General features: G+C 67.2%; 16 protein-coding genes and 1 tRNA gene. 10 read left to right on the forward strand and 7 right to left on the reverse strand.

Annotation, left to right across the window (positions count from 1 at the left end):
- Positions 1–75: 75 nt before the first annotated feature.
- A tRNA-Leu gene (locus ASE16_RS15590) sits at positions 76–159 on the reverse strand.
- 115 nt (positions 160–274) lie between these two features.
- On the opposite strand from ASE16_RS15590, the gene ASE16_RS15595 reads away from it, so the two are divergent.
- The 7 genes from ASE16_RS15595 to pknB all read left to right on the forward strand — a co-directional run bounded on the left by ASE16_RS15595 (position 275) and on the right by pknB (position 9207).
- On the forward strand, positions 275–1021 hold the full coding sequence (locus tag ASE16_RS15595) for an FhaA domain-containing protein (protein WP_055897110.1): 747 nt from the start codon (positions 275–277) through the stop codon (positions 1019–1021).
- Positions 1018–1605: an FHA domain-containing protein gene (locus ASE16_RS15600; protein WP_055897113.1), complete on the forward strand. Its 588-nt coding sequence runs from the start codon at positions 1018–1020 to the stop codon at positions 1603–1605. Before ASE16_RS15595 ends, ASE16_RS15600 begins: the two co-directional genes overlap by 4 nt.
- Positions 1606–1607: 2 nt before the next feature.
- Positions 1608–2858 carry a PP2C family protein-serine/threonine phosphatase gene (locus ASE16_RS15605; RefSeq protein WP_055897116.1) on the forward strand — a complete coding sequence of 417 codons (1251 nt, stop codon included), beginning with the start codon at positions 1608–1610 and terminating at the stop codon, positions 2856–2858.
- Positions 2842–4239 (forward strand): FtsW/RodA/SpoVE family cell cycle protein, encoded by a 1398-nt coding sequence (locus tag ASE16_RS15610; protein ID WP_055897119.1) that lies wholly within the window; start codon positions 2842–2844, stop codon positions 4237–4239. Before ASE16_RS15605 ends, ASE16_RS15610 begins: the two co-directional genes overlap by 17 nt.
- Positions 4240–5694: a peptidoglycan D,D-transpeptidase FtsI family protein gene (locus ASE16_RS15615; protein ID WP_055897122.1), complete on the forward strand. Its 1455-nt coding sequence runs from the start codon at positions 4240–4242 to the stop codon at positions 5692–5694.
- Positions 5691–7433, forward strand: a complete 1743-nt coding sequence (locus ASE16_RS15620) for a serine/threonine-protein kinase (RefSeq protein ID WP_055897125.1) — start codon at positions 5691–5693, stop codon at positions 7431–7433. Before ASE16_RS15615 ends, ASE16_RS15620 begins: the two co-directional genes overlap by 4 nt.
- 82 nt (positions 7434–7515) lie before the next feature.
- Positions 7516–9207 (forward strand): Stk1 family PASTA domain-containing Ser/Thr kinase, encoded by a 1692-nt coding sequence (pknB, locus tag ASE16_RS15625; RefSeq protein WP_268765822.1) that lies wholly within the window; start codon positions 7516–7518, stop codon positions 9205–9207.
- A 14-nt stretch (positions 9208–9221) separates the two neighbouring features.
- Here the strand turns inward: pknB and ASE16_RS15630 are convergent, their stop codons facing one another.
- Genes ASE16_RS15630 through ASE16_RS15635 form a run of 3 tightly spaced genes read right to left on the reverse strand, consistent with a single transcriptional unit; the run spans position 9222 to position 10815 of the window.
- Entirely contained in the window at positions 9222–9860 is a 639-nt protein-coding gene (locus ASE16_RS15630; protein WP_055897131.1) for an anthranilate synthase component II, read from the reverse strand.
- Positions 9857–10015 (reverse strand): hypothetical protein, encoded by a 159-nt coding sequence (locus ASE16_RS20000; RefSeq protein ID WP_200949673.1) that lies wholly within the window; start codon positions 10013–10015, stop codon positions 9857–9859. The genes ASE16_RS15630 and ASE16_RS20000 overlap by 4 nt, the downstream gene beginning before the upstream one ends.
- 2 nt (positions 10016–10017) lie before the next feature.
- A complete protein-coding gene (locus tag ASE16_RS15635) occupies positions 10018–10815 on the reverse strand; it encodes a class E sortase (protein WP_082581512.1) in 798 nt (265 codons plus the stop codon).
- Positions 10816–10901: 86 nt separating this feature from the next.
- Here ASE16_RS15635 and ASE16_RS15640 point away from each other — a divergent pair, with 86 nt between their 5' ends.
- On the forward strand, positions 10902–11144 hold the full coding sequence (locus ASE16_RS15640) for a cell division protein CrgA (RefSeq protein WP_055897136.1): 243 nt from the start codon (positions 10902–10904) through the stop codon (positions 11142–11144).
- A gap of 224 nt (positions 11145–11368) precedes the next feature.
- On the opposite strand, the gene ASE16_RS15645 is transcribed toward ASE16_RS15640, so the two are convergent.
- Both ASE16_RS15645 and ASE16_RS15650 read right to left on the reverse strand, forming a co-directional pair.
- Positions 11369–12205, reverse strand: coding sequence for a rhomboid family intramembrane serine protease (locus ASE16_RS15645; protein WP_055897139.1), 837 nt, complete (start codon positions 12203–12205; stop codon positions 11369–11371).
- A gap of 23 nt (positions 12206–12228) precedes the next feature.
- A complete protein-coding gene (locus tag ASE16_RS15650) occupies positions 12229–12768 on the reverse strand; it encodes a peptidylprolyl isomerase (RefSeq protein ID WP_055897143.1) in 540 nt (179 codons plus the stop codon).
- A 101-nt stretch (positions 12769–12869) separates the two neighbouring features.
- On the opposite strand from ASE16_RS15650, the gene ASE16_RS15655 reads away from it, so the two are divergent.
- Together ASE16_RS15655 and ASE16_RS15660 are read left to right on the forward strand one after the other, a co-directional pair.
- Positions 12870–13412 (forward strand): hypothetical protein, encoded by a 543-nt coding sequence (locus ASE16_RS15655; protein ID WP_055898858.1) that lies wholly within the window; start codon positions 12870–12872, stop codon positions 13410–13412.
- 149 nt (positions 13413–13561) lie between these two features.
- The gene (locus ASE16_RS15660; RefSeq protein WP_055897147.1) at positions 13562–13756 is read left to right on the forward strand and encodes a PspC domain-containing protein; all 195 of its coding nucleotides are present in this window, start codon (positions 13562–13564) and stop codon (positions 13754–13756) included.
- Here ASE16_RS15660 and ASE16_RS15665 read toward each other — a convergent pair whose 3' ends face one another.
- Entirely contained in the window at positions 13757–14173 is a 417-nt protein-coding gene (locus tag ASE16_RS15665) for an NUDIX hydrolase (RefSeq protein WP_055897151.1), read from the reverse strand. It abuts the gene before it with no gap.
- Positions 14174–14198 lie beyond the last annotated feature (25 nt).

The raw sequence follows: 14198 nt of genomic DNA on the forward strand, positions 1-14198 counted from the left end.
GTCGATCCGGCCCTTCTTCGTTCGCTCGGACCGATTCTGAGAAGCCTTCTGCAGGATTCTGAAATCGACCCGTCGTGCGCGAGGGGGGACTTGAACCCCCACGCCCTTTCGAGCACTGGCACCTGAAGCCAGCGCGTCTGCCAATTCCGCCACTCGCGCGAACTAGGAGAGACTAACACGACCGTCGCATTCATTTCGAATCAGCCACCTTCGGTGCCTTCCCACCCGTTCCGACTAACATGCTCATAGTCGGCGAGCCGGGAGCGGGAGACCTGTGGGCATACTGGACAACTTCGAGAGAGGTCTCGAACGTGCTGTCAATGGCGCGTTCGCGAAGACCTTTCGGTCGGGGCTGCAACCGGTCGAGCTCACCAGCGCGCTGAGGCGGGAGCTGGACACCAAAGCGGCCGTCGTCACGCGGGATCGCATCCTGGCGCCCAACCGGTTCGCGCTGCGCATGTCGCCCGCCGACTACAAGCGGATGCGCGGGATGGGCGCCGCCCTCACCGACGAGCTGGTCTCGTTCGTGCAGCAGCACGCCACCACCCAGCACTACCAGTTCGCCGGCGGCATCTCCATCGACCTCGTGGAGGACTCGTCCATCACCGAGGGGATGCTGCAGGTCGACTCCGAGAACGTGAAGGGCGCGGTCGCGTGGACGCCCGTGCTCGACATCGGCGGCAAGCGTTACCCGATCACCCACTCCACCACCGTCATCGGGCGCGGCAGCGACGCCGACATCACCGTCGACGACACCGGCATCTCCCGCAAGCACGTGCAGATCATCTGGGACGGGCAGCGCGCGCAGGTGCAGGATCTCGGCTCCACGAACGGCTCGCAGCTCAACGGCCAGCCCGTTCGGAAGGCGATCCTCGAGCCCGAATCCGTCATCACCATCGGTCGAACCCGTATCGTGTTCCGAGTGCTGCCGCAGGCGGCGCCCGCCCCGTCCGCCGGTCAGGGCTTCGCCGAGGACGTGACGCGGCGCAACGACATCGGAAATTTCTGGAGCGAATCGTGAACCCCAGTGAGCTGACGCTCCTCGTGCTCCGGTTCGGGTTCCTCCTGCTGCTCTGGCTGTTCGTCTTCGGCATCGTCTACGCGTTGCGCACCGACCTGTTCGGTCAGCGCGTGCGCAAACTTCCGGATGCGCAGGCGACGCCGGCCGCCGCATCCCCGTTCGTCGCCGCCCCTGGTGGGGCGGGTCAGGCCGCGACCGGCGCGGCAGCGGGGAGGCCCATGCAGAGCGCTCCCGTCTCCAACCTCCCGTCCGGCGCGAACACCGCAACCGGCCGGCCCAAGGCCACCACCCAGTCCGCCACCCGCCTCGTGATCACCTCCGGCCCCCGCCAGGGCACGGAGCTGCCGCTCGGCCGCGACCCGATCACCATCGGCAGGTCGAGCGAGTCCGGTCTGGTGATCCGCGACGACTACACCTCCACGCATCACGCCAGGCTGCTGCTGTGGAACGACGAGTGGATGGTCCAGGACCTCGACTCCACCAACGGCACCTTCCTCGACGGCCGACGCGTCACCGTCCCGACCCAGATCCCGCTCGACACCCCGATCAAGATCGGCACGACGACGTTCGAGCTGCGACGGTAGACGTGGCACCGAACCGGGCAGCGGCCGTCTCACACGTCGGGAAGATCCGCTCCAACAACCAGGACTCCGGCTATGCGGGCCACGACCTGTTCGTCGTTGCCGACGGGATGGGCGGCCACGCGGGAGGCGACGTCGCCTCCGCCATCGCCGTGAACCGCATCCGCGAGGCCGACAAGGAGTACGCGACGGCCTCCGAGGCCGAGTTCGCCCTGCAGTCTGCGCTGATCGCCGCGAATTCGCTGCTCGCGGAGACGGTGTTCGAGCATCCGGAGCTCACCGGCATGGGCACCACCGTGAGCGCCATCGTGCGCGTCGGCGACCAGCTCGCACTCGCCCACATCGGCGACTCGCGCATCTATCTGTTCCGCGACGGCGAGCTCAAGCAGGTCTCGATCGACCACACCTTCGTGCAGCGCCTCGTCGACAGCGGACGCATCACCGAGGAGGAGGCGATGGTCCACCCCCGCCGCTCCGTGCTGATGCGCGTGCTCGGCGACGTGGATGCGTCCCCCGAGATCGACACCTGGACCCTCGACACCCAGCCCGGCGACCGCTGGCTGATCTGCTCCGACGGCCTCAGCGGCGTCGTCAAGCACGACGACATGGTCGCCGCGCTGTCGTCCAGGGATGCGCCGAAGCAGGTCGCCGAGAAGCTCGTCAGGCAGAGTCTCGACGCCGGAGCCCCCGACAACGTCACGGTCGTCATCCTCGATATCGCGGACACCGCCCGCGGCGAGACGATGAAGGACCCTGTCACGGTCGGTTCGGCCGCTGCACCGCTGTCGTTCGACACCGAGGCCAAGCCGACCACGCGCACCACCCGCCTCCCGTCGCTGCGCCTGCACCCCATCCGGCCGGCGACGGGCCCGACGCACTTCGAGCCGCAGTCGGAGGACTATCTCGACGAGCTCATCGAGGAGGATCAGCGCCGCGTCCGCCGCAGACGCATCACCTGGCTCGTCGGCGTCATCGTCCTCGTGCTGGCGATCGCCCTCGCCGCACTGTTCGGCTATCAGTGGACGCAGTCCCGGTATTTCGTCGGCGCATCCCCGTCCGGCAATGTCGCCATCTTCCAGGGTGTCCAGCAGAACCTGGGGCCCATCACGCTGTCCCACGTGTACGAGGAGTCGAGCGTGAGCGTGGATGAGCTCCCCGCCTACGACAAACAGCTCGTGCAGCAGACCATCAACGCCGACAGCCTGTCTTCGGCGCAAGCGATCGTGGATCAGTTGGCCGATGCCGTCAAACAGTAACGCTGCGACGCTCGACCAGGCCGCGCCGGCCACCGGCAGGGTCAAACGTCTGCGCCTTCCCGCCAAGCTCCGCAACCTGGAGCTGGCGCTCCTCATCGTCGCCTGCGCCATCAATGCCGTCGCCGTCGTGCTCGTGCAGCTCGGCGCGCTCGGTCACGTGGACCTCACCCTGCTGTATCTCGGCGTCGGCCTGTCGGTCCTGGTGTTCGGGATGCACATCGCCCTCCGCTACGTCGCGCCCCAGGCCGACCCGTTCCTTCTGCCGATCGCGACCGTGCTGAACGGCATCGGGATCGCAGAGATCTACCGCATCGACATCCACTTCCAGGACTTCGGCTGGGACAGCGCCGGCGTGCGCCAGATCGTGTGGAGCGCCATCGCGATCATCTGCGCGCTGGCCGTCATCATCGTGCTCCGCAACCACCGCATGCTGCAGCGCTACACGTACATCTTCGGGTTCGCCGCCCTGGTTCTCCTGCTTCTGCCGATGCTGCCGGGCATCGGCAGGGAGATCTCCGGCGCGCGGGTCTGGATCGGCATCGGGCCGTTCAGCTTCCAGCCCGGTGAGATCGCGAAGCTGTGCCTGGCCGTGTTCTTCGCCGGATATCTCGTGCAGCACCGCGACTCGCTCTCGATGGTGGGCAAGAAGTTCCTCGGGATGCGGTTCCCCCGCGCCCGCGACCTCGGCCCCATCCTGATCGTCTGGCTGATGTCGATGGCCGTCATCGTGTTCCAGCGCGACCTCGGCACCGGTCTCCTCATCTTCGGACTCTTCCTGGTGATGCTGTACGTCGCCACCGCCCGCATCAGCTGGGTGCTCCTCGGCCTGCTGCTGATCGTCGGGGGCGCCGTCGTCGCCAGCCAGGTGCTCGTGTACGTGCACGACCGCTTCGAGAACTGGCTGAACCCTTTCGCGCAGAAGGTGTACGACGCGGACGGCGGCAGCTTCCAGCTCGTGCAGGGTCTGTTCGGCCTCGCGCACGGCGGCTTGATCGGCACCGGCCTCGGCCAGGGGCAGCCGTGGGTCACCCCCGTGTCGCAGAGCGACTACATCATCGCGAGCATCGGCGAAGAGCTCGGCCTTGCCGGCCTGTTCGCGATCTTCGCCCTGTACCTGCTGTTCGTCGCTCGCGGCCTCCGCATCGGCTTCGCCGGTCAGGACGATTTCGGCAAGCTGCTCGCTGTCGGCCTGTCGTTCACGGTTGCGTTGCAGTGCTTCATCGTGATCGGCGGCGTCACCAGGGTCATCCCGCTGACCGGCCTGACGACGCCGTTCCTCGCGGCGGGCGGTTCGTCGCTCGTCGCCAACTGGATCATCGTCGCTCTGCTGCTGCGATTGTCGGATACCGTCCGCAACCAACCCCGTCTGGTGGTGAGCTGAGTGAATCGCGAGATCAAGCGGATCAGCACGATCGTGCTGCTGATGTTCGTGGCGCTGCTGGTGTCCACCTCGATCCTCACGGTGTTCCAGGCGGATGCGCTGACGGCGGATGCGCGCAACAGCCGTGCCAGGAACGACAGCTACTCGCAGCAGCGCGGCGCGATCCTGGTCGCCGGTCAGCCGATCGCCCAGTCCGTGCCGTCGAACGACGTCTACAAGTTCCAGCGGGTGTACAGCAACGGCCCGCTCTACTCGTCCGTCACCGGGTTCTTCCCCGTCAACGGGGAGCCGACCGGCCTCGAGGGTGCGCTCGACGACAAGCTCAGCGGCTCGTCGAATTCGCAGTTCTTCGACCGCGTCAACGCGATCCTCACCGGTAAGAACCCGCAGGGGGCCTCGGTCGAGACCACGATCGACCCCGTCGCGCAGCAGGCAGCGTACGACGCGCTCGGCAGCTACCAGGGCGCCGTCGTCCTGATGGAGCCGAAGACCGGCCGCATCCTGGCGATGGTCTCGAAGCCGGACTTCGACCCGAACACGCTCGCCGGTCACGACGGCAAAACGGTCAACGCCAACTACCAGGCCCTCCTGGATGCACAGGGCAGCCCTCTGACGAACCGCACCATCGGGGGCAACCTCAACCCGCCAGGCTCCACCTTCAAGCCGGTGATGAGCGCTGCGGCGTTCGGCTCAGGCAAGTACACGAAGGACAGCCAGCTCCCCAACGTCGCGTCCCTCCCGCTGCCCGGCTCGCCCACCGTGGTCAAGAACGACAGCCTCACCACCTGCGGCCCTGGCGCCACCGTGTCGATCGCGACCGCGCAGATCCTGAGCTGCAACATCCCGTTCGCCGAGCTCGGGATGCAGCTGGACCCGCAGACGATCCACTCGCAGGCCGAGAAGTTCGGGTTCAACCAGTCGCTCAGCATCCCGATCCCGGTGGAGAAGAGCGTGTACCCGCTCTACACCGACGACGCGGAGCGCGCGCTTGGCTCGTTCGGCCAGTACAACGACAAGGCGACCCCGTTGCAGATGGCGATGGTCTCGGCCGCGATCGCGAACGGCGGCAAGCTGATGTACCCGAACCTGGTCGACTCGATCCGCTCGGCGGACCTTCAGACGCTCGAAAGCTTCCAGGCGAAAGAGTTCAGCCAGGCGCTCAGCCAGGAGAACGCCGACACGATCAAGCAGATGATGGTCGACGGCGTCGATCACGGCGTGGCGAGCAATGCAAGAATAGACGGGGTCGAGGTCGGCGGTAAGACCGGAACGGCGCAGAACGGGGACAACGACCCCTACACGCTCTGGTTCACGGGTTTCGCGCCGGCGAACGATCCTCAGTTCGCTGTGGCGGTTGTTGTTGAAAATGGCGGTGGACAAGGTCAGAACGGCACGGGTAACTCCATCGCCGCTCCGATCGCGAAGAAAGTACTAGAGGCGGTGCTGAATAAATGAGACCCACAGCAGGGCTCACCTTCGGGGGACGTTACGAGCTGCAGTCGCGGATCGCGATCGGCGGCATGGGCGAGGTCTGGCAAGCGACAGACCTCGTGATCGGACGCACCGTCGCCATCAAGATCCTCAAGGACGAATACCTCGGCGACCCCGGTTTCCTCGAGCGCTTCCGCGCCGAGGCCCGCCACGCCGCCCTGGTGAACCACGAGGGCATCGCGAACGTCTTCGACTACGGCGAGGAGGAGGGCAGCGCCTTCCTCGTGATGGAGCTCGTCCCAGGCGAGGCCCTGTCGACCATCCTCGAGCGCGAGCACGTGCTCAGCACGGACAAGACCCTCGACATCGTCGCGCAGACCGCCGCCGCGCTGCACGCCGCCCACGCAGCAGGTCTCGTGCACCGTGACATCAAGCCGGGCAACCTGCTCATCACGCCGGACGGCCGCGTCAAGATCACCGACTTCGGCATCGCGCGCATCGCCGACCAGGTTCCGCTGACCGCCACCGGTCAGGTCATGGGCACCGTCCAGTACCTGTCGCCTGAGCAGGCCTCCGGCCACCCCGCGTCGCCGACCACCGACATCTACTCGCTCGGCATCGTCGCGTACGAGTGCCTCGCCGGCCGCCGCCCGTTCACGGGCGAGTCGCAGGTCGCCATCGCGATGGCGCAGATCAACGAGGCGCCGCCAGAGCTCCCCGCGACCGTCGCAGAGCCGGTGCGCAACCTGGTCTTCGCCTGCATCGCCAAGAACCCGGCCGACCGTCCGGCATCCGCCGCGCATCTCGCGCGTGCCGCCCAGGCGCTGCGCCGCGGGGATGTGCAGGCCGCCGCGGCGTCCGTGCCCGCCGTTCTCGGCGGAGCGGGGCTCGGCGGAGCGACCACGATGCTGATGCCGTCCGCCAACGCGGGCGCCACCGAGGCGACCACGATCCTGCCCTCTGCGTCCGCGCAGACGACGCAGACCGAGCTGCAGGACGCCGAGCCGTCCACCACGACCAAGAAGCGCAGCCCGTGGACCTGGCCGCTGATCGCTCTGATCGCCCTGCTGGCCCTGGTGCTGATCGGCACGATCATCGCGCTCGTCGCGCAGCCGAACACGCCGCCGCCCACGACGCCGAGCACCACCGCGAGCCAGACGCCGACGACCAAGCCGTCGACACCCAGCCCGACGCCCACGAGCAACACCGTGCAGATCACCGAGGCCGACTTCGACGGACTGACCGCCGACGCCGCCCGCGCCAAGCTGCAGGGGCTCGGGATGGTCGCCGACGTCCAGACCGGGAACGCCGCCACCGCGCAGGCCCAGGTGAACACCGTCTACTCGGTGAACCCCACCGGCCCCGTGCAGAAGGGCGCGACGATCACGGTCAAGGTCTTCGGACCGGTGACGCCCATCCCGACGCCGACGGACACGGTCACGGCCAACCCGAGCGAGGTCGACAACTTCGACCCGAACAACATGCCCAAGATCACGGTCACGTTCGGCTCGGCCACCTGCCCGGCCGGACAGGACCTGAAGGGCCGCGCACTGTACGTGAACGGGACGCAGCAGACACCGGTGAACGCCACCACGACGACCTGGTCGCCGAACGCGGTCGGCACATACCAGCTGTCTTACACGATCTTCTGTGGGGAGTCGATCGAGTCGGCACAGTCGCCCGCTGTCCCGTATGTGGTGAAGAGCAGCACGACCACGGGGGGGAACAACAATGGAGGAACGGGAACAGGGACGAACGGCTGATGTTCTGGCCCCCGCTTCAGGGGGAGTTACCCAGACAGAGACCGCTACACTAGCCGGAGCCACCACCCGGAAGGAGTCCGCATTGAGCCCAGATAGCCGCCTGCTCGCAGGCCGATATCAGGTGGGCGAACTCATCGGACGTGGTGGCATGTCGGACGTTCACCGCGGCAAGGACACGCGTCTCGGCCGCACCGTGGCGATCAAGCTGCTCAAGCCGTCGCTCGCGACCGATCCCGCCTTCCGCACGCGTTTCCGTCAGGAGGCGCAGGCGGCGGCCCGCATGGCGCATCCCACCATCGTTCGCGTGTTCGACGCCGGCGAGGAGACCGTCCGCGAGCCGAGCGGCCACGAGGCGCAGCTCCCCTTCATCGTCATGGAGTACGTCGACGGCGTGCTCCTCAAAGACCTCATCAAGAAGGGGCCGCTCGAGGTCACGGAGGCCGTGCGCATCACCGAGGGGATCCTCACCGCGCTCGAATACTCGCACCGCGCCGGCGTCGTCCACCGCGACATCAAGCCCGGCAACGTGATGATCACCAAGTCCGGCCAGGTCAAGGTCATGGACTTCGGCATCGCCAGGGCGATCAGCGACTCCTCGGCCACCGTGGCGCAGACCACGGCGATCCTGGGCACGGCGAGCTACTTCTCGCCGGAGCAGGCCAAGGGCGAGTCGGTGGATGCGCGCACCGACCTGTACTCCACCGGTGTCGTGCTCTTCGAGATGCTCACCGGTCGTCCTCCGTTCCGCGGAGACACACCGGTCGCCGTCGCGTATCAGCACGTCAGCGAAGCGCCGGTCAAACCGAGTTCCATCAACCACAAGATCTCCCCGGCGATGGACATCGTCGTCGCGCGGGCGCTCACCAAGGATCGTTTCGAGCGCTACCAGACGGTCACCGAGTTCCGTGACGACCTCGAGCTGGCCGCCTCTGGCAAGGTCCCCATCCACAAGGCACCGGATGCGGTGGGCGAGACGCTCTTCGGAGCCCCGCCCAGCGTCGTGTCCGGCCCGGAGGCCGCGTTCCGCCAGCTCGCGGAGGACCAGACGATGGTCCGCACGCAGCGGCGCCCACCCGTCATCTGGATCTGGGCGGGTGTCGCGATCATGGCTGTGGTCATCGTCGCCGTGCTCGCGTGGGTGCTCCGCCTCGCACCGAGCACCACGCTGCCGGAGACCTCGCGCGAGGTGCCGAACCTGTCGGGACAGACGCTCGACAAGGCAACGGCCGAGTTGCAGGACATGAAGCTCAAGTGGACCCAGGTGTCCGAGGCGAGCTCCACGTATCCGGAGGGCCAGGTGACCCGCACCGACCCCGGCGCGGGAATCGTGGTCGCCACCGGCGACACGATCACGGTCTACGTGTCGACGGGCAAGAAGACGGTCAGCGTCCCCGACGTGCACAACATGACGACGGACGCGGCGAAAGCGGCCCTGGCCGCTGCCGGCCTCTCCGTCGGCCCCGTGACGACGACGAACTCATCGACGGTTCCTGCCAATGTGGTGATCACCACCGATCCAGCGCCGAACGCCAACGCCCACGAGGGCGACGCCATCGCGCTCACCGTCTCCAGCGGCAAGGTCACGGTCACCGACCTGACCGGCCAGTCGCTGCAGGCGGCCACCGGCATCCTCTCCGACCTCGGCCTCGTCGTGAACCCCAAACCGGATGCGACCTGCCCGCAGGACAAGGGCGCGCCGCTGGTGCACACGCAGTCGCAGGTGGGCGACGTCCCGCAGGGCTCGGCAGTCGACCTGACGTACTGCTCGGGCTAGCGCCGGCGAGCAGCTCAGACCAGCTTGACCAGCGGGTTCAGCTCGCGCGCTGCCGCGGCGGCGCCGTGCAGTCCCGCCACTTCGAGCCAGTTGCCGAGCATCCGGTATCCGCCCTCGGTGAGCACGGACTCCGGGTGGAACTGCACGCCGTAGATCGGCGCATCCCTGTGGCGCAGCGCCATGATGACGCCGCCTGGCGTGCGAGCCGTGATCACGAGGTCGTCCGGCACCGTGCCGTCGACGACGGCGAGCGAGTGGTAGCGGGTGGCCGTGAACGGCTGACCGACTCCGTCGAAGAACGGGCTGTCGTCGTGGGTGACCTCGGACGTCTTGCCGTGCATCAGCTCTTCGGCGTTGGTGACGACGCCACCGAACGCCTCGGCGATGGCCTGGTGTCCCAGGCAGACGCCGAGCAACGGCATCCCTGTCTGCAGCGCCAGCTTCACCGTGGGGATCGACACCCCGGCATCGGCCGGCTTGCCCGGCCCTGGCGACACCAGCACGGCGTCGTACTCCGCGAGGCGCGCAGCCAGGTCGGCCTCGGCGATGTCGTCGTTGCGCACGACCTCGGTCTCCGCACCCAGTTCCTGGAGGTAGCCGTTCAGGGTGTAGACGAAGCTGTCGTAGTTGTCGATGACGAGTACGCGGGTCACGGCCCCACGGTACCTTCCTGCGGCCCCAAGAGCGAATCCACCCACGGGAAGACCCAGGTCACCAGGGCGGCGAGCACCGCCACCACGAGGACGATCAGGATCAGGACGCGCACCCACCACGGTCCGGGCAGGATGCGCCACAGTGCGCCGTACATCGTCACCCTCCGTTGGCCGCTACGGCGGCCGCGATCTCGCTCGGCACCTCGCTGGTCGGTGCGTAGCTCTGGAACACGTTGTATGCGATCAGCCGCTCTCCCGCGTGGAACGGCGGGTTGCAGGTGGTGATCGTCATGAGTTTGTCGATCGGCGTCGCGTCCGGCTGCCGCGGAACAGGGAGGATCACCCCGACGGCGCTCGGCTGGACGTACTCGAAGTTGCGGAACGTGTACGTGTACCAGCCGTCTTTGGTCTGAACGTAGATGCGGTCGCCGATGTGCAGCTTGGACAGGTCGATGAAGGTGTTCCCCCATCCGCTGTCGTGGCCCGCCACGGCGAAGTTGCCGACTTGGCCCGGCATCGCCGTGCCCTTGTAGTGGCCGACGCCGGCGTCGTAGCTGTTCAGCACCCGCTCGGTGTCGACCGTCTCGCGGATCGTCCGCTTCCAGTCTGCGCCGAGCCGCGGGATGTAGATGACCGCGAACGGCTGATAGTCGGCTGGCTCGGAGAGCACGGGAGGAGGCGCGGGCTGCGTCGGGTCCGCATCCGGTGCCGGCGTCGGAGACGGCGACTTGGTCGCTTCGTCCAGCCACTTCTGGCTCTGCTCCTGCGCCGCGCTGGTCTGCGAGCCGGCGAGGACCAGACTGTTCCACCAGATCTGCCAGCCGAGGAACAGCAGGACGAGCACGCCCGCGGTGATCAGGAGCTCCCCGAGAAGCCCGAAGAAGGTGACCCGGTGGCGTCGACGGACCCGGCCGGTGGGCGCAGCGGGCTGCTGCGGGTCGATCGGGGCTGTCATATGTGTGATTCTAGGAGATGTTGGCTGAGTAATGGCCCCGGGCATCCCTCGGACTCGCACAGCCTGTCCCGCTACACTATGGAGCTATGGCACGCACCAAGTCGAAGACCAAGCCCGAGCGCACCGTCGCCCAGTCGGGCGAGGACGCCCCCAACCCTGTCTGGTTCAAGCCGGTGATGTTCGGCTTCATGCTTCTCGGGCTGGTGTGGATCATCGTCTTCTACGTGAGCCAGAACATGTACCCGATCCCTGCACTCGGCGCCTGGAACATCCTCGTCGGCTTCGGCATCGCCTTCATCGGCTTCCTCATGACCACCCGCTGGCGCTAGCCGGCTTCATATACTCCACCCGGGATCGGCTACGGCCGGTCCCGGGTTTTTTCATGCCCGTCCGGTCATGCCCGCAGAGTTATTCACAGGTGTCCTCCACAGTGAGGACAATCACACGGATGTGGTTCTCCCCAGTGTTAATAAGCCTGTGGAGAGTTACACCGGTGTAATTATCCCCACTGTTAATAAGCCTGTGGATAACTTATCCACGAACTGGGGAGGAATTACAGGAAGCGGATGAGGCTCAGGGCGATGAGCAGCACAGAGAGCAGGATCAACAGCGGAAGCTGCCAGCGCCGACGCGAGAGGCTGCGCGTCTCGACGTAGACCAGCCCGACGAGCGCTCCGCCGACGAGCCCGCCGACGTGGGCCTGCCAGGCGATCCCGAAGCCGGGGATGAAGCCGATCACGAGGTTGATCGCCACGAGGACGAGCAACTGGGTCGCGTTGCCGCCCAGCCGTCGCTGGATGATGAAGAACGCCCCGAGCATCCCGAAGATGGCACCGGATGCGCCCACCACCGGCTGAAGCGGATTGGCGATCAGCAGCACGCCCACCGACCCGGCGAACCCGCTGATCAGGAAGAGTGCTGCGAACCTGGCACGGCCGAGCATCGGCTCCAGCATCATGCCGAAGATCCACAGCGTGTACATGTTGAGCGCGATATGCAGGATGCTCGCGTGCGCGAACACGGTCGTCAGCATCCGCCACGGCTCGAACGCCACCGGGGTCGAGTACACCCCGGCGTACTGGATGGCCTGGGTGACCGCGAGGCCGATCCCAGGGAGCTGCTGCAGCACGAAGACGAACACGCACAGCGCGATGATCGCATAGGTCACCACGGGCGAGCCGCGGCCCGTCGCCCTGGTTACCCAGGCCGGCTTGGTGCGGGGAGCCTCTGCGCGCTGCTGCGCCATGCACTCCGGGCAGATCACGCCGACGGCGGCCGGGGTCTGGCATTCAGGGCAGATCGTGCGCCCGCACCGCTGGCAGAGCACGTAGCTCTGCCTGTCCGGGTGACGGTAGCAATAGGTCGCCCTCGCGTCGACGGGCTGAGACATCGTTCGACCCGCCCCCGCCGCTGCTAGACCTGCTCGACGGTGACCGACTCGATGACCACGTCGTCGAGCGGCCGGTCGCGCGCATCCGTCGGCAGCTCGGCGAGCTTGTCGACGACCTTGCGGGACGCCTCGTCTTCGACAGCGCCGAAGATGGAGTGCTTGCCCTGCAGCCACGTGGTGGGCGCGACCGTGATGAAGAACTGCGAACCGTTGGTGCCGTGACCGCCCTGGATGCCGGCGTTGGCCATCGCGAGGATGTACGGCTCGGTGAAGTCGAGCTCCGGGTTGATCTCGTCGTCGAACTGGTAGCCCGGTCCGCCGATGCCCTGACCGAGCGGGTCTCCGCCCTGGATCATGAAGCCGGGGATGATGCGGTGGAAGACCACGCCGTCGTACAGCGGGTCGGTGCTCTTGGCGCCCGTCGAGGGGTGCGTCCACTCGATCTCACCGGTCGCCAGGCCGACGAAGTTCCTGACCGTCTTCGGTGCGTGATTGCCGAAGAGGTTGACCTTGATGTCCCCGTAGTTAGTGTGGAGGGTGGCGACAGCGGTGTGCTTAGACATGGCACCAATTCTTGCACAGGGGTTCTGGGCTCTCGGGCCATCCACAGGCCTTTAGGTGGCAAGATGGAGTGAGTTCGCTACACGACGCAATGGAGGTCCAGATGAACCTGACACGGAAGCGGAAGAAGGAACTCAAGCGCCTGCGCAGTAGCGCCGAAGAGCTTTGGGGTCAGCAGCAGGATGTGCTGGCGAATGCCAACGCCATCGCGGCGGAGGCTCGCAAGCAGGCTGCCTACTACACGCGCGAAGAGATCGCTCCGAAAGTGCGCGACGGGTACGAGCACTACGTGCGCCCCGCCACGCAGACCGCTGGCCGTGTGGCCGGTGCGGCGCGCGAGCGGCTGGTGAGCGATGTCATCCCCGCGGTCGGCACCGCCGTCGGCACGGCGATGTCCGTCGTCGACCACGCTCGGGATGCGCGTGCGCGCGCCTTCATCGGCGAGGTCAAGAAGGCGGGCAAGGACGTGTCGAAGAAGGCCAAGGCCGCAACGGACTCGTCCGGCCCCGGTGCGGGAACGGTGATCGCGGTCGTGCTCGGAGCCATCGCGGCCGTCGGACTGCTCTACGCGGTCTGGCAGACCTTCCGCGCAGACGACGAGCTCTGGGTGGCAGACGAGGAGCCGACGGCTCCCGCCGCCGAGTAGCAGCGACTTCGAAAGGGGTGGTGCCGGAGGGCACCACCCCTTTTGCGTGCCCAGGTGCCCCGCTCGCCCGCACCCCTGGTGCCTGCCTCAGGGTCGATTGGGGGGATTCCCCGATACCGGGCGCACGACCACACGACCAGACTCGAAGCATGAACACTCTCTACCGTCCCACCTCCGGCCGCGTGCTCGGCGGAGTCTGCGCGGGTCTCGCCCAGCGGTTCGGCTGGAGCGCGACGACCGTGCGGGTCCTGTTCCTGCTGTCCTGCCTGCTGCCAGGCCCTCAGTTCATCGCGTACGTCGCGATGTGGATCATCGTTCCGTCCGAGGAGCCGCGGCGCGCCTGATTACGCCAGCCCGGCCATCCCGAGCGCCACGTTGACCAGCTCGACCCTGCGCGACGGGATGCTGTGCAGCGGGAACCAGCGCGCCTCGTCCGTCGTTCCGTCGAGCTCGTTCGTGAGCGTGCCGCCCACCACGGATGCGCGGTATACGATCCGGAGCGCGTGCAGCGGCCCGGCGTCCTCGACGAAGCGCGCCTCGGCCGGCACGATGTGCGAGTCGATGCCGAGCAGGTCTCCGGCGACCGCCTCGTAGCCGGTCTCCTCCGCGATCTCGCGGACCACCGCATCCACAGGATCTTCGCCTGGGTCGATGCCGCCGCCTGGCAGCGTCCATCCGGAGCGGCCGCCCTCGTTCCAGTGCGCGAGCAGTATCCGGTCATTGTCGACGATGACCCCGTAGGCGGCGACCCGAATGTCCATGCCGCCACCATACTGCGGTTGTCGG

The organism is Leifsonia sp. Root227 (genome assembly GCF_001428745.1).
In the GTDB taxonomy this organism is placed as follows: Bacteria; Actinomycetota; Actinomycetes; order Actinomycetales; family Microbacteriaceae; genus Leifsonia.

Coding starts and splice junctions, on each gene's coding strand:
- ASE16_RS15655 (WP_055898858.1), top strand. CDS start 12,870: ATGAACCTGACACGGAAGCGGAAGAAGGAACTCAAGCGCCTGCGCAGT.
- ASE16_RS15660 (WP_055897147.1), top strand. CDS start 13,562: ATGAACACTCTCTACCGTCCCACCTCCGGCCGCGTGCTCGGCGGAGTC.
- ASE16_RS20000 (WP_200949673.1), bottom strand. CDS start 10,015: ATGTACGGCGCACTGTGGCGCATCCTGCCCGGACCGTGGTGGGTGCGC.
- ASE16_RS15665 (WP_055897151.1), bottom strand. CDS start 14,173: ATGGACATTCGGGTCGCCGCCTACGGGGTCATCGTCGACAATGACCGG.
- ASE16_RS15610 (WP_055897119.1), top strand. CDS start 2,842: ATGCCGTCAAACAGTAACGCTGCGACGCTCGACCAGGCCGCGCCGGCC.
- ASE16_RS15640 (WP_055897136.1), top strand. CDS start 10,902: ATGGCACGCACCAAGTCGAAGACCAAGCCCGAGCGCACCGTCGCCCAG.
- ASE16_RS15635 (WP_082581512.1), bottom strand. CDS start 10,815: ATGACAGCCCCGATCGACCCGCAGCAGCCCGCTGCGCCCACCGGCCGG.
- ASE16_RS15620 (WP_055897125.1), top strand. CDS start 5,691: ATGAGACCCACAGCAGGGCTCACCTTCGGGGGACGTTACGAGCTGCAG.
- ASE16_RS15645 (WP_055897139.1), bottom strand. CDS start 12,205: ATGTCTCAGCCCGTCGACGCGAGGGCGACCTATTGCTACCGTCACCCG.
- ASE16_RS15650 (WP_055897143.1), bottom strand. CDS start 12,768: ATGTCTAAGCACACCGCTGTCGCCACCCTCCACACTAACTACGGGGAC.